The sequence below is a fragment of the Xanthomonas hortorum pv. cynarae genome, assembly GCF_002939985.1.
Lineage (GTDB): Bacteria > Pseudomonadota > Gammaproteobacteria > Xanthomonadales > Xanthomonadaceae > Xanthomonas > Xanthomonas hortorum_D.
The window spans coordinates 49,109-62,680 of sequence record NZ_MDFM01000020.1; the positions used below are offsets into that span (position 1 = coordinate 49,109).

Consider the following 13,572-nt stretch of genomic DNA (forward strand, 5'->3'; position numbering starts at 1 on the left):
TCCAGATTAGATGTCCGCTTATAAGATTACGGAACACAAGTACGACATGGTCGTGGTGGGCGCCGGTGGCGCAGGACTGCGCGCCACGTTCGGCCTGGCCCAGAAGGGCCTGCAGACGGTCTGTCTGACCAAGGTCTTCCCGACCCGCTCGCACACCGTGGCAGCGCAGGGCGGTATTTCCGCCGCGCTCGGCAACATGGGCGAAGACGATTGGCGCTACCACTTCTACGACACCATCAAGGGCTCCGATTGGCTGGGCGACCAGGACGCGATCGAGTACATGTGTCGCGAGGCGATCCCGGCCATCATCGAGCTTGAGCACTACGGCGTGCCGTTCTCGCGCACCGAAGAGGGCAAGATCTATCAGCGCCCGTTCGGTGGCATGACCACCAAGTACGGCGAAGGCCCGTCTGCACAGCGCACCTGCGCGGCGGCCGATCGTACCGGTCACGCCATGTTGCACACGCTGTATCAGCAGTCGCTGGCGCATAACGCGCGTTTCATGATCGAGTACTTTGCGCTCGACCTGATCTTCGACGAAGAAGGCGTCTGCCGCGGCGTGCTTGCGCTGGACATGGCCGACGGCACCTTGCATCTGTTCCGCGCCCACGGCGTGGTGCTGGCGACCGGCGGTTATGGCCGTGCCTACTTCAGCGCCACCTCTGCCCACACCTGTACCGGTGACGGCGGCGGCTTGGTGATGCGTGCCGGCCTGCCGGTGCAGGACATGGAGTTCGTGCAGTTCCATCCCACCGGCATCTACGGTGCGGGCTGCCTGATCACCGAGGGCGTGCGCGGCGAAGGCGGCATTCTGCGCAACAGCAACGGCGAGCGCTTCATGGAGCGCTACGCCCCGCATTACAAGGATCTGGCATCGCGCGACGTGGTCTCGCGTTCGATGACGGTGGAGATCCGCGAAGGCCGCGGCGTGGGCGAGCACAAGGATCACATCCTGCTCGACCTGACCCATCTCGGCCCGGAAGTCATCAACGAAAAGCTGCCCGGCATTGCCGAAAGCGCGCACATCTTTGCCGGTGTGGACGTGACCAAGCAGCCGATTCCGGTGCTGCCGACCGTGCACTACAACATGGGTGGCATTCCGACCAATTTCTACGGCGAAGTCGTGCGCAAGCAGGGCGACGACCCGGATGCGGTGGTGCCTGGCCTGTACGCGATCGGCGAAGCCGCCTGCGTGTCGGTGCACGGTGCCAACCGGTTGGGTTCCAACTCGTTGCTGGATCTGGTGGTGTTCGGCCGTGCGGTGGCAAACCGCTGCGCCGAGACGGTCAAGCCCAACCAGCCGCACAAGACGTTGCCTTCAGATGCCTGCGACAAGGCGCTCGGCCTGCTGGACAAGTTGCGCTACGCCAACGGCTCTACGCCGACCTCGGTGATCCGCGACAACATGCAGCGCACCATGCAGTCCGATGCTGCGGTGTTCCGCACCAGCAAGACGCTGAAGGAAGGCGTGGACAAGATGGCAGAGATCTTCGCCAGCTTCGAAGACGTCAAGGTGTCCGACCGCTCGCTGGTCTGGAACTCGGATCTGATCGAGACCTACGAGTTGAACAACCTGCTGCTCAATGCGGTGGCGACGATCAATTCGGCCGAGCAGCGCAAGGAAAGCCGTGGCGCGCATTCGCACGAAGACTTCCCGGACCGCGACGACGTCAACTGGCAGAAGCACACGCTGGTCACCGTCGACGACAAGGGCAAGTGCGAGTTCGAATATCGCCCGGTGCACATGTACACGCTGAGTCAGGACGTGGATGTCGTCCCGCCGAAGCCGCGCGTCTACTGATCGATGCGCATGCAACGCTCCCTCGCTGCATTGAAGCCAGTCGCCGGGTTGTCCTGGCGCAGCGGCAATCGCTTGCAGCGGTCGGGGCGTTTCATCACGCAGGGGCAGCGCCGGCAATATGCCGGTCGCTGCACCGCCGCTTCGGTGGCGGGATCCATCGTCTTTACCTTCATGCGCACGGTGCGGCTGTCGTTCGCACCGCGCATCGCCTGAGCCAACGAGAGCAGCTATGGCAGAGTTCACCCTCCCCAAGAATTCAAAGATCGGCAAGGGCAAGCATTACCCTGCACAGGGCGCCAAGAATACGCGCACCTTCAAGGTCTACCGCTGGGATCCGGATGGCGACGCCAACCCGCGGACCGACAGCTATGAGATCGATCTCGACAAGTGCGGCCCGATGGTGTTGGACGCGCTGATCAAGATCAAGAACGAGATCGACCCGACGCTGGCGTTCCGCCGTTCGTGCCGCGAAGGCATCTGCGGTTCGTGCGCGATGAACATCGACGGCACCAACACGCTGGCCTGCACCAAGGCGATCGATGCCTGCGGCAAGGCCGAAGTGCCGATCTATCCGCTGCCGCACATGAGCGTGATCAAGGATCTGGTACCGGATCTGACGCATTTCTACGCGCAGTATGCGTCGATCAAGCCGTGGATCCGTACCCAGACGCCGCCGCCGCCGGATCGCGAGCGCCTGCAGTCGCCGGAAGATCGCCGCAAGCTCGATGGGTTGTACGAATGCATCCTGTGCGCCTGCTGCTCGACCAGCTGCCCAAGCTACTGGTGGAATGGCGAGCGTTATCTGGGCCCGGCGATCCTGCTGCAGGCGTACCGCTGGATCATCGATTCGCGCGATGAAGATACCGGCGCGCGTCTGGACGATCTGGAAGATCCGTTCAAGCTGTATCGCTGCCACACCATCATGAACTGCGCGCGGACCTGTCCGAAGGGGCTGAACCCGGCGCTGGCGATTGCCGAAATCAAGAAGTTGATGATGGCGCGCCGCGCCTGATCGCAAGGCAATGCCGCCCCGCCTTGGCGGGGAGGTGGTTCACAGCGGCACCGGCCCTTGGTCTGGTGCCGCTGTCGTTTTCGGCGCCGCGTCAGGCGAGGAGAGTGAGATGGACGAAGAAACCCTGCTGAAAAAACTGCGCTGGCGCTGCCGGCGCGGTATGCGCGAGCTCGATCAGTTGTTCGGGCGCTATCTGGATCAACGCTGGGCGCAGGCGTCCGAGTCCGAGCGCGCGGTTTTCCTACAGCTGCTGGATTGCGAAGACGATAAGTTGTGGCGCTGGTTCATGGGATACGAGGCCTGCCCCGATGCCGACAACGCCGCACTCATTGCAGATATCCGCGCCTTGCCAGCTTGAATGGCGGCCTTCGCGCGGGTTGGTTTGCGCATTGAGCGTGTTGAACGCGCTGGCGCTGTGGGCGGTCTGGCGTAGCGGGGTGCCCGTGTGGCTGGCAGCGGTGTTGTCTACCTACGCGCTGTTGGCCGGTGGGCGATCGTTGCGCATGCTGTTGCGTTCGCCAGTGCGGCACTTGGTTGTGCCGTGGAGCGAAACGCCCGCCAGCGTTGACGGCGCGCAGGTGCAAAGCCTGCAGGTCGCATGGCGCGGGCCGATCGCCGTGGTGTCGTGGACGCGTCTGGATGCACGCCGCGAGCGCCTGCATTTCTGGCCGGATACGTTGCCGGCAGCGCAACGACGTGAACTGCGTCTGGCCGCTCAGGCACACGCCATTTCGTCCGGGCCGCCGCAAGTGGCACCATGGCGTCCCTTTCCTGGTTGAACCGCATGTTCAAACCTATCCCGGTTGCCATCGGCTTGCGCTATCTGCGTGCCAAACGGCGCAATGGCTTCATCTCGTTTATCTCGATGGCATCGATCCTGGGCATTGCCCTGGGGGTGACGGTGCTGATCACCACGCTGGCCGTGATGAGCGGTTTCCAGAAGGAAATCCGTGATCGCCTGTTGCAGATGGCCGCGCATGCGACGGTCAGTGCGGACGGCGCGCCGATGCGCGACTGGCAGCATGCGGTCGAGGTCGCCACCGCTGACCCGCGTATCGCCGGTGCCGCACCCTACATCGAGACCGAATCGTTGCTGCAGGGCCCACGCAAGCAGCCGGCGATCGTGCGCGGCATCATTCCTGCCGAAGAAGGCAAGGTCTCGGTATTGGCCAAGAAGATGCAGCAGGGCTCGGTGGATAGCCTGACCCCGGGCTCCTACAACATCGTCATCGGCAAGGAGCTGGCGATCTGGCTGGGCGTGGATGTCGGCGACAGCATCGTGGTGTTGCTCAGCGATACCCAGGCCACGCCGCTGGGTGCGATGCCGCGGCTCAAGCGCTTCACCGTCAGCGGTATTTTCGAGGCGGGCTACAACGGGATCGACCGCGGTCTGGCGGTGGTCAACATGCAGGACCTGGCCCGCGTGCTGCGCATGGATGGCGTCACCGGCGTGCGGCTGCGGCTGCACGATATGGATCAGGCCTGGACGGTGGCGCGCGATCTTGCGATCAAGTTGCATGGTCCGTACCGGGTCAGCGACTGGACCCAGGAAAACGCCAATCTCTATCACTCGTTGAAGATGGAAAAGACCGTGATGGGCATCCTGCTGTCGCTGATCGTGGCGATGGGCGCGTTCAACCTGGTGTCTTCGCAGGTGATGCTGGTGACCGACAAACAGGCCGATATCGCGATCCTGCGCACCTTGGGTCTGTCGCCTGTGGGCGTGATGCAGGTGTTCATGGTGCAGGGCTCGCTGATCGGCTTTATGGGCACGATCATGGGGGTGATCGGCGGCATCGTGCTGACGCTCAATCTCGAGCGCATTCTCGGTGTGATCGAGACGATCTTCAGCGTCAAGCTGTTGCCGGAGGACGTGTATTACATCACCGGCCTGCCGACCGATATGCAGACCCAGGACGTGGTGGTGATCACCGTGGTCGCATTGGTGATGAGTTTCCTGGCGACCTTGTATCCGGCATGGCGCGCCTCGCGTACGCAGCCGGCGGAGGCGCTGCGTTATGAATGAGAACCGGGAATCGGCCGTGCAAACGTCAGGTCAAGCAGAGGCGGTGATCCGCGCCGAGGGTCTGGCAAAGACCTACGCCGAAGGCAAGATGCGCACGCCGGTGTTCGATGGATTGGACCTGTCGGTGGCGACCGGCGAAACGGTGGCGATCGTCGGTGCGTCCGGCGCTGGCAAGAGCACGCTGTTGCATCTGCTCGGCGGGCTGGATATTCCGACCTCGGGCGAGGTGTATGTGGCCGGGCGTCGCATGTCGGCGCTGTCCGATGGCGAGCGCGGCAAGCTGCGCAATCAGGCGTTGGGCTTCGTGTACCAGTTCCACCATCTGCTGCCGGAATTCACCGCGTTGGAAAACGTGATGATGCCGGTGCTGTTGTCCGGCAAAGAGGTGTCGGTGGCCCGGGCGCAGGCATTGCAGTTGCTGGAGTCGGTCGGGCTGGGGCATCGCATCGAGCACAAGCCCAGCGAGTTGTCCGGCGGCGAGCGCCAGCGTGCTGCCGTGGCACGTGCGCTGGTGAACAAGCCGGGCTGCGTGCTCGGCGACGAGCCCACCGGCAATCTGGATGACAAGACTGCGGAGACCGTGTTCGAGCTGATGCTGGAACTCAATCGTGCCCAGCGCACCAGTCTGGTCCTGGTGACGCATGACCGCAGCCTGGCGCGGCGTCTGGATCGCGTGCTGGAGCTGCATCAGGGCAAGCTGCGCGAGTTGGCGCCGTCTGCGGTGTAAGCATTGCCGAGCCGCCCGAATCTCTGGCGGCTCGGTAGCGTTGAAAATCTAGATTTCAGGTTGAAAATCCTGATTCCGGTTGCTGATGCATCTGCGTGATGCATCGGCCGGATGGTGCAGCAACACGCTTGCTCACGATGTGGTGCCCGCAAGCGCTATCGAGTCAACCATCGCTTCGACAACACGCGGTCGCCGCCACGCATGTGACGGCGACCTTGCGCATCAGGGAATGATGCGCTGCGCACGCAATCGCGTGAACAGTTCCAGGAACGAGGCGCGGCTGTCGTAGAAGTCCAGAAAGCCCAGCTCGCGGCTCTTGGTCATATCGTTGACGCACTCGATCTCGCGGCCCAGGTCGGCGTCGGTATGCCACCACGATGCCAGTCGGTTGACGTCGGCTTCCACCAAACCATGCTGCTTGGCGATCTCTGCCCACACGGCCGGCGCGGTCTCGCCCAAGCGTGCTTCCAGCGGCGCTGGCGTTTCGGGGCAGGGCAGAACTTCGAGTTCGAAGAAGTCGGCAATCTGGCCCCACATCCAGCGCCAGCGGAACACATCGCCGTTGACGGTATTGAAGGCCTGATTGCGTGCGGCCGGACTCAAGCCGGCCCAGGCCAGCTGCCGGCCGAGCAGGCCAGCGTCGGTGAGGTCGGTGAGGCTGTTCCACTGCGCTTGCGAGCCGGGGAACACGAACGGCTGACCGGTGTGCTTGCACAGCGACGCATACACCGCCAGCGTCACGCCCATGTTCATCGCATTGCTGCCATTGGCCATGCCGATCATGGTGTGCGAGCGATGCACACTCCAACCGAAGCCGTGCCGCTCTGCATTGGCGAACAGCAGGTCTTCCAGCGTGTAGTAGAAATTTTCGCCAGGCTGGCGCGGCTCGCTTTCGCGAAACGGCGTTTCGGCCTTGCCGCTGCCGTAGTTCTCGAACGCACCCAGATAGTGCTTGGTGCCGGTGACCAGCGCCATGTGCTGCAGCGGTGCATCGCTCAGCGCCTCGCACAGATGCCGCATCATCGCGCCGTTGGCCTCGACGTTTTCGCGCTCGGTATCGCGACGTGTCCAGGTGCAGAAGAACACGTGGGTGATCGGCAGGCCGCGTAGCGCGTTGGCGGTGCTCTCGGCATCCAGCAGATCGGCTGCCACCGGAATCACGCCGTCCTGAGCGAGCGGACGTCGCGCCAAGCCGTAGACGGTCCAACCATCAGCGACCAACACGTTGGCGAGGTTGTAACCGGAAATGCCGGTCACGCCGACAATCAATGCAATGCCTTTACGCATGGGGGAGCTCCTCGAAGACAGCGTTGAACATAGCGCTGCGGCCATGAAATCGAGGCGAATGCATGCCGGAGTGATGCGTGTGTCACGTGCACAGCCGTCTTCCTACACGTTAATGCGCCGATCGCCGCTGTGGTCCAGCTGTGGGATCGACTAGCTTGAGTCGGTGGATGGACCACAGACGGGATAGCGGCCTGCAACATGGATGTATCGATACCAGTGCCTTCGGCGACGCGCGCAGGATCGGCGGTCGCCGCTGCAGCGGCGTTGCTGCTGGGCGTGGTGGTGTGCGCCTGGTCGCCTGCGGTGTTGCCGCGTGCGGTCTATGCGACCGTTGTGTGTGCAGGTGGGCTGGGTATCGGCTTGACCCTGTGGCTGCGGCCGCAGAGGATCTTGTTGTTGCTGGCAACGGCAACGGCACTGTGCGGCTTCGGTCTGATGGGCTGGCAGGTCGCCAGCACCTTGCAGGCGCAGCTGCTCCCGCAAGACGAAGCGCGCGAGCTGGATGTGCGCGGCCAGATCGTCGGGCTACCGGTGGCCGAGCAACGGCGCACGCGCTTTCAGCTGCGGGTGGATGACGACCACACACAACCAGCATCGCTGCGCGGCAAGCTATTGCAGTTGGCCTGGTACGACGACTTTGGTGCCGAACACATCGGTCCACGCGCAGCACTGCGCGCCGGTGCAGGTTGGCAATTGCGCCTCAAGCTGCGGGCGCCGCGTGGCCTGCGCAATCCCGGTGGGTTCGATGCCGAACGTCAGGCACTGGCGCAGCGCATTGCCGCGACCGGTTACGTGCGTGCCCTTGCTGCCGCACGGCAGATCGCGCCACCGCGCGGCGTGGATGCCTGGCGCGACCGCATATCGCAGCGGATTGCCGAGCACGTGCCCGGGCCTTCAGCGCCTTATCTGCGCGCACTTGCGCTAGGCGACACACGCGGGCTGGACGATGCGGCCTGGGCGACGCTGCGTGCGACCGGGCTCAGCCATCTGATCGCAATCTCCGGATTCCATGTCGGATTGGTCGCCGCGTTCTTCGCGATGCTGGTTGCCGGACTCTGGCGAGTGTGGCCCGGTCTGGGAACGCGCCTTCCACGCCTCCACGCCGCGGCCATCGCGGCATTACTCGCCGCCGCTGCGTACGCGGTGCTGGCAGGATTGGCGCTGCCCACCGTGCGCACGGTGTTGATGATTGCCGTGGTCGCGCTGGCGCGGGTGGTGCGCCGCCGTGCCACGACCGCGCAGATCCTTGCGCTCGCCTTGTTGGCTGTCGTGCTGTGGGACCCGCTGAGCGTCCTGGTCGCCGGCTTCTGGCTCAGCTTCGCGGGGGTGGCCTGGTTGGTGTGGTGCCTGCCGTCCGACGATCGCGCCATCCTGCGCGGCTTTTTGTCGGCGCAGACCGTCGCCACTGTTGGCCTGCTGCCGCTGACGGTCAGCCTGTTCGGGCAGGCGTCGTTTGTCGGGCCATTCGCGAATCTTGTTGCAATCCCATGGTGGACCTTCGTGGTGGTGCCGCTCGCCTTGCTGGGCACTGCGCTCGAAGCGCTCCATCCAGGCGCGGGCGTGTGGGCATGGCGCTTGGCCGGCTGGTGTTTCGAGCTGACCTGGCCGGGCTTCGTCTGGCTCGGGCAGACCTCGGTGGCGTTGTGGTGGGTGCCCGAATCCGATGCGATAGCGCTGGTGTTGGCCTTGCTCGGCGCGTTCTGGCTGTTGCTGCCGCGCGGTACGCCCGGCAAGTCATTGGCCGTGCTGTTGTGGTTACCACTGTTATGTCCGGACCGCGAACTGCCTGCAGCCGGCGAGGCGGATGTGCAGGTGCTGGACGTGGGGCAGGGCCTGGCGGTGCTGGTGCGCACGCAACGGCATGCGCTGTTGTTCGATACCGGCCCTGCAGTGCGCGATGGCTTCGACGCCGGCGAGCGGGTGGTACTGCCGGCATTGCGTGCGCTCGGCCTGCGCCGCCTGGATGCCATCGTGCTCAGTCATGCCGATGCCGATCATGCCGGCGGCTATACAGCAGTGCGTGGGGGATTGCCGGTTGCCATGACCACTGCGCCGCCGGATGCACCGCTGGACGTCAGCACGCGCTGCCATGCCGGCCAACAGTGGGAATGGGACGGCGTACGCTTTCGCTTCCTGCATCCGAGTGCCGGTTTTCCGTATCTGCGCAATCAGTCCAGCTGCGTGCTGCGGGTGGAGACGCGGTATGCAAGCGCGCTGCTGCCGGGCGATATCGGCGAGATCGTCGAACGTCGATTGATGCATGCGCATCTGTCCGAGCTAAGCGCCGATCTGGTGATCGTTCCGCACCATGGCAGCGCCGACGGCTCGCATGCCGGTTTCATTGCCGCGACCGGCGCGCGGTTGGCGCTGGTGTCCTCCGGGAACGGCAACCGCTTCGGCCACCCGCGTGCGGAGGTGGTGCAGCGCTGGCAGGGCAGTGGCGCCGAGCTGCTCGACACCGCACAGGCCGGCGCGATCCGGGTCTGGCTGGGCGCCGACGGCCTGCAGGTCCGCGAGCGACGGCGCTGGCAGCCGCGGCTGTGGGATGCTGCAGAACGGCGGCGGTCGGCTGCTATCCTATCGGCCAGCGAATAGGCGGCCGCGTTGCCGGAGGAATCGAATCGTGTTGGAGCTGGTCAAGGCGGGCGGTTGGCCGATGGTGCCGTTGCTGTTGCTGGGCGTGATTGCCCTGGCGATCGTGCTGGAGCGTCTGTGGAGCCTGCGCCGCAACGAGGTGACTCCGCCAGGTCTGGGCGAAGAGGTCCGCAACTGGGCCGCGCGCGGCAAGCTGGATCCCGGCCATATCGAGTCGCTGCGTCGCAATTCGCCGCTGGGCGCCTTGCTCGCCGCCGCGTTGGACGTGCGTGGCCGCCCGCGCGAGTTGATCCGCGAACGTATCGAGGACACCGGTCGGCATGTGGTGCACCGCATGGAGCGCTATCTGAATGCCTTGGGCACCATCGCCTCGGCCGGGCCGTTGCTGGGTCTGCTGGGGACCGTGGTCGGCATGATCCAGATGTTCATGGGCATCCTCGATCACGGTGTTGGCGATGTGAACCAACTGGCTGGCGGCATCGGCAAGGCCTTGGTGTGCACGGCCACCGGCATGATCATTGCGGTGCCCGCATTGATGGCGCATCGCTTCTTCAAGGGCCGCATCGCCGGCTACATCATCGAGATGGAGCAGGAAGCCACGTTGTTGCTGGATACGATGGATGGACGTGCGATGCCGGTCGCTGCGGCACCGGTTGCGGCGGGTACCAAGCCCGTCATGGCAAAGGGCTGACGGATGCGCATCGGCAGTGACCGAAGCCAGGACGAGCCGCATATCGACCTGGTGCCATTGATTGACGTCATCCTTGTCCTCATCATCTTCTTCGTGGTGACCACGACTTTCGACGCACGCTCCACGCTGCAATTGCAGCTGCCGACTGCCAGCGACCAACACACCAGTGCGCCGCCACGTGCGTTGAGCGTGCTGGTCAATGCCGATGGGCGTTACTTCATCAACGACCAGGAAGTGCTGCGTTCGGATGTCGATTCGCTCAAGCAGACCATCGCGCAGATCGCTGGCGATGACCGTGAGCAGACGGTGCTGATGCGCGCCGATGCGCGTACGCCATATCAGGCCGTAGTGACCGCGCAGGATGCCCTGGGGCAACTCGGCTTTCGGCGCATCGCGATTGCGACTGCTCCCGAAACCGGCACTTCCGGTACTACCGGCACGACAAGCAAGCACGGAACCCGCCAGTGAACATCTCCAACGACCGCCCGGCGCCAGTCTCGTCCTGGCGCACGTACCGTCGCCTGCTGGCCTTCGCCAAGCCGTACCGTCTGTTGCTGATCGCCGCGCTGATTGCCGCGCTGGTCGAAGCGGCGGGCACCACCGGCTTTCTGGCGTTGATGAAGCCGATCACCGACGAAACCTTCATCTACAAGAACGCCGAAGTCAGTCGCTGGCTGCCGGTGCAGATCATCCTGTTGTTTGTGGTGCGCGGCATTGCCGGTTACATCACCGACATGGCGATGGGCAAATCCGCGCGCAGCATCGCGCGCGATCTGCGCGTCAAGGTGATGTCCAAGTATCTGCGTCTGCCGGGTTCGCGGTTCGATTCCGAGCCGGTGCCGTCGATGCTGATCCGCCTGGGTTCGGACTCCGATCAAGTGGCGCAGGCGGCGGTGGATGCGGTCAAGGTGATGATCCAGCAGTCGTTGCAGGTGATCGGTGCGTTGGCGCTGATGCTGTGGCATAGCTGGCAGGTCACGCTGACCATTCTGGTGCTGGCGCCGGTGCTGGCGTGGGTGATGGACAAGGTGGCGCGGCGGTATCGCCGCATCAGCCACAGCATCCAGGAGAGCGGCGCGCATCTGTTGCAGGCAGCCGATCAGACCTTGTCCAGCCATCAGGAGGTCAAGATCTACGGCGCGCAGCAGACCGAAATGGAGCGCTACGGCGCACTGGCCGACCGCAATCTGCGTCTGGCGATGAAGGTCGAATCCACGCGTGGCATTTCCACTGCCACGGTGCAGATGATCGGCGCGATCGGGTTGTCGGCGCTGCTGTTCGTGGCCGGTGCGCAGGCACTGGCCGGGCGGCTGACCGCAGGCGACTTTGTGGTGCTGATGACCTCGATGCTGACGATTATTCCTGGCCTCAAACAGCTCACCAATGTGCAGAACATGGTGCAGCGCGGCCTGGCGTCGGCCGAGCGCCTGTTCTCGGTGCTCGACAGCCCGGACGAGCCCGATCAGGGCGCCATCCCGCTCAAACGTGCCAAGGGCTTGATCGAATTCCGCGATGTCACCGCGCGCTATCCGGGTCAGGTGAATCCGGCGCTGGCGGGGGTGAGTTTTGTTGCGCAGCCGGGCACGGTGACGGCGATCGTCGGGCGCTCGGGCAGCGGCAAATCCAGCCTGATCAAGCTGATTCCGCGCTTCTACGAGGCCGAGGCCGGGCAGATCCTGCTCGACGGTCATCCGGTGCAGGCGTATGCGCTGGCCGATCTGCGTCGGCAGATCGCGCTGGTCGGCCAACAGGTGATGTTGTTCGACGGCAGCATCGCCGACAACGTGGCCTATGGCGAAATGCGCAGCGCAGATGCGAGCCAGTTGGAGCGCGCGATTCTGGGTGCCAATGCGATGGAGTTCGTCGTGCAGTTGCCGGACGGTTTGCAATCGCACGTGGGCACCAAGGGCGGGCGTCTGTCCGGCGGGCAGCGCCAGCGCCTGGCGATCGCGCGCGCGATGCTCAAGGATGCGCCGATCCTGATTCTGGACGAGGCCACCGCCGCGCTGGACAACGAGTCCGAGCGGCTGGTGCAGGATGCCTTGCACAAGCTGATGCCGGACCGCACCACGCTGGTGATCGCGCACCGCCTGTCCACCATCGAACATGCCGACCAGGTACTGGTGATGGATCAGGGCCGCATCGTCGAGCGTGGTACGCACAGTGAATTGCTGGCGCAGGGCGGGCTGTATTCGCACCTGCACGGCATGCAGTTCCGCGAACGGCAGGCATGAGCAAGCGCGGCGCCCGCACGCCGGGCTATTGGTACGACAATGCGCCGATTCCGCTATCGGCGCGCATGCTTGCGCCGGTCTATGGGGCTGCCATCGCGCTGCGACGCGCGCTGTATCGCCGCGGCTGGCGCAAGCGCCACGGCGTGCCGGTGCCGGTGATCGTGGTGGGTAACGTCACGGCCGGCGGCACCGGCAAGACGCCGCTGACGATCGCCTTGGTGACCAAATTGCAGGAAGCCGGTTGGACGCCGGGCGTTGCCAGTCGTGGCTATGGCCGTGACGAATCGAGCACGGCGCGTTGGGTCGAAGCGGATACGCCTGTAGCGCTCGGCGGTGACGAGCCGGTATTGATCGCCTGGAAAACCGGCGCGCGCGTGCGCGTGGATAGCGATCGTCTGGCCGCGGCACGCGCACTCGTCGAAGCCGGATGCGACATCGTCGTCTGCGACGACGGGTTGCAGCATTACCGGCTTGCGCGCGATGTGGAAATCGAAGTGGTCGATGGTCAACGCCGCTACGGTAACGGGCGCCTGCTGCCGGCCGGGCCGCTACGCGAACCTGCAGCGCGTGCGGGCGATTGCGATTTCCGTGTGGTCAATCTGGGGCAGGGCAGCGCTGCGGCGACACCGCAGACACCTGAAGACGCCGGTTTCGGCGAGTGGCAGATGCGCCTGAGCATCGACAGCGTGCAACCGATGGATGGCAAGCGTGTGCAGCCGTTGAGCATGCTCGCCGGGCAGCGCGTGCACGCGGTGGCCGGGATCGCGCATCCGGAACGCTTCTTTGCGATGCTGCGCGCGCGCGGCATTGGCGTGGTGCCGCATGCCTTCCCCGATCATCACGTGTATCGCGCTGCGGATTTCAGTTTCGGCAGCCGCTTGCCGGTGCTGATGACCGAAAAGGACGCAGTGAAGTGCAGGCCGTTTGCCGACGAGTGGTTGTACAGCGTGCCGCTCAAGGCGGAGTTGCCGGCCGCGTTCTGGGTGAGTTTGCTGGATCGTCTGGACAAGTTGGCGAGTCGGCAGGGTGTGTGAGTGCGGTTTTTCTGGCAATGGTGATCTGCTGCTTGGCTGCGGGGTCCTTGCCCGCCCACCGTCGCGGGACACGCCGCAAGTACATCCATGTAGGCTCTTACGCGGCATCCATGCCGCGTAAGGTCCCGCGACGGTGGGCGGGCAAGGACCAGTCGAGAGTGTCGG

The 13,572-nt window shown here is 64.6% G+C and carries 12 protein-coding genes and 1 pseudogene; 12 read left to right on the plus strand and 1 reads right to left on the minus strand.

Annotated features, from left to right (window positions below; genetic code table 11):
• Positions 1-10: 10 nt before the first annotated feature.
• From sdhA to lolD, 7 genes are all read left to right on the plus strand, one after another.
• Positions 11-1,801, plus strand: a complete 1,791-nt coding sequence (gene sdhA / locus XcyCFBP4188_RS14445; RefSeq protein WP_006449603.1) for a succinate dehydrogenase flavoprotein subunit — start codon at positions 11-13, stop codon at positions 1,799-1,801.
• Positions 1,802-1,810: 9 nt separating this feature from the next.
• Positions 1,811-2,014 (plus strand): hypothetical protein, encoded by a 204-nt coding sequence (locus XcyCFBP4188_RS14450; RefSeq protein WP_425510755.1) that lies wholly within the window; start codon positions 1,811-1,813, stop codon positions 2,012-2,014.
• Positions 2,015-2,030: 16 nt separating this feature from the next.
• Positions 2,031-2,813 carry a succinate dehydrogenase iron-sulfur subunit gene (locus tag XcyCFBP4188_RS14455; protein WP_006449601.1) on the plus strand — a complete coding sequence of 261 codons (783 nt, stop codon included), beginning with the start codon at positions 2,031-2,033 and terminating at the stop codon, positions 2,811-2,813.
• Between the two features lie 109 nt (positions 2,814-2,922).
• The gene (locus tag XcyCFBP4188_RS14460; protein ID WP_104592354.1) at positions 2,923-3,171 is read left to right on the plus strand and encodes an FAD assembly factor SdhE; all 249 of its coding nucleotides are present in this window, start codon (positions 2,923-2,925) and stop codon (positions 3,169-3,171) included.
• On the plus strand, positions 3,122-3,592 hold the full coding sequence (locus tag XcyCFBP4188_RS14465) for a YgfX family protein (RefSeq protein WP_104592355.1): 471 nt from the start codon (positions 3,122-3,124) through the stop codon (positions 3,590-3,592). Before XcyCFBP4188_RS14460 ends, XcyCFBP4188_RS14465 begins: the two co-directional genes overlap by 50 nt.
• 5 nt (positions 3,593-3,597) lie before the next feature.
• Positions 3,598-4,839, plus strand: a complete 1,242-nt coding sequence (locus XcyCFBP4188_RS14470) for a lipoprotein-releasing ABC transporter permease subunit (protein ID WP_104592356.1) — start codon at positions 3,598-3,600, stop codon at positions 4,837-4,839.
• Positions 4,832-5,566, plus strand: coding sequence for a lipoprotein-releasing ABC transporter ATP-binding protein LolD (gene lolD / locus XcyCFBP4188_RS14475; RefSeq protein WP_074057442.1), 735 nt, complete (start codon positions 4,832-4,834; stop codon positions 5,564-5,566). Before XcyCFBP4188_RS14470 ends, lolD begins: the two co-directional genes overlap by 8 nt.
• Positions 5,567-5,788: 222 nt before the next feature.
• Here lolD and XcyCFBP4188_RS14480 read toward each other — a convergent pair whose 3' ends face one another.
• On the minus strand, positions 5,789-6,853 hold the full coding sequence (locus XcyCFBP4188_RS14480) for an SDR family oxidoreductase (RefSeq protein WP_074057443.1): 1,065 nt from the start codon (positions 6,851-6,853) through the stop codon (positions 5,789-5,791).
• A 198-nt stretch (positions 6,854-7,051) separates the two neighbouring features.
• Here XcyCFBP4188_RS14480 and XcyCFBP4188_RS14485 point away from each other — a divergent pair.
• From XcyCFBP4188_RS14485 to lpxK, 5 genes and pseudogenes are all read left to right on the plus strand, one after another.
• A pseudogene (locus XcyCFBP4188_RS14485) lies at positions 7,052-9,583 on the plus strand (DNA internalization-related competence protein ComEC/Rec2); the annotation flags it as partial.
• Positions 9,477-10,139, plus strand: a complete 663-nt coding sequence (locus XcyCFBP4188_RS14490) for a MotA/TolQ/ExbB proton channel family protein (RefSeq protein ID WP_023904085.1) — start codon at positions 9,477-9,479, stop codon at positions 10,137-10,139. The pseudogene XcyCFBP4188_RS14485 and the gene XcyCFBP4188_RS14490, both read left to right, overlap by 107 nt.
• Before the next feature lie 3 nt (positions 10,140-10,142).
• The gene (locus XcyCFBP4188_RS14495) at positions 10,143-10,607 is read left to right on the plus strand and encodes an ExbD/TolR family protein (protein WP_006449594.1); all 465 of its coding nucleotides are present in this window, start codon (positions 10,143-10,145) and stop codon (positions 10,605-10,607) included.
• Positions 10,604-12,373 (plus strand): lipid A export permease/ATP-binding protein MsbA, encoded by a 1,770-nt coding sequence (gene msbA / locus XcyCFBP4188_RS14500; RefSeq protein ID WP_006449593.1) that lies wholly within the window; start codon positions 10,604-10,606, stop codon positions 12,371-12,373. Before XcyCFBP4188_RS14495 ends, msbA begins: the two co-directional genes overlap by 4 nt.
• Positions 12,370-13,407: a tetraacyldisaccharide 4'-kinase gene (gene lpxK, locus XcyCFBP4188_RS14505; RefSeq protein ID WP_074057446.1), complete on the plus strand. Its 1,038-nt coding sequence runs from the start codon at positions 12,370-12,372 to the stop codon at positions 13,405-13,407. Before msbA ends, lpxK begins: the two co-directional genes overlap by 4 nt.
• The last annotated feature ends 165 nt before the right edge of the window (positions 13,408-13,572 follow it).

What these genes read in the sequence shown, in the direction of transcription:
- sdhA (WP_006449603.1), top strand. Translation starts at nt 11, where the DNA reads ATGTCCGCTTATAAGATTACGGAACACAAGTACGACATGGTCGTGGTG.
- XcyCFBP4188_RS14450 (WP_425510755.1), top strand. Translation starts at nt 1,811, where the DNA reads ATGCAACGCTCCCTCGCTGCATTGAAGCCAGTCGCCGGGTTGTCCTGG.
- XcyCFBP4188_RS14455 (WP_006449601.1), top strand. Translation starts at nt 2,031, where the DNA reads ATGGCAGAGTTCACCCTCCCCAAGAATTCAAAGATCGGCAAGGGCAAG.
- XcyCFBP4188_RS14460 (WP_104592354.1), top strand. Translation starts at nt 2,923, where the DNA reads ATGGACGAAGAAACCCTGCTGAAAAAACTGCGCTGGCGCTGCCGGCGC.
- XcyCFBP4188_RS14465 (WP_104592355.1), top strand. Translation starts at nt 3,122, where the DNA reads ATGCCGACAACGCCGCACTCATTGCAGATATCCGCGCCTTGCCAGCTT.
- XcyCFBP4188_RS14470 (WP_104592356.1), top strand. Translation starts at nt 3,598, where the DNA reads ATGTTCAAACCTATCCCGGTTGCCATCGGCTTGCGCTATCTGCGTGCC.
- lolD (WP_074057442.1), top strand. Translation starts at nt 4,832, where the DNA reads ATGAATGAGAACCGGGAATCGGCCGTGCAAACGTCAGGTCAAGCAGAG.
- XcyCFBP4188_RS14480 (WP_074057443.1), bottom strand. Translation starts at nt 6,853, where the DNA reads ATGCGTAAAGGCATTGCATTGATTGTCGGCGTGACCGGCATTTCCGGT.
- XcyCFBP4188_RS14495 (WP_006449594.1), top strand. Translation starts at nt 10,143, where the DNA reads ATGCGCATCGGCAGTGACCGAAGCCAGGACGAGCCGCATATCGACCTG.
- lpxK (WP_074057446.1), top strand. Translation starts at nt 12,370, where the DNA reads ATGAGCAAGCGCGGCGCCCGCACGCCGGGCTATTGGTACGACAATGCG.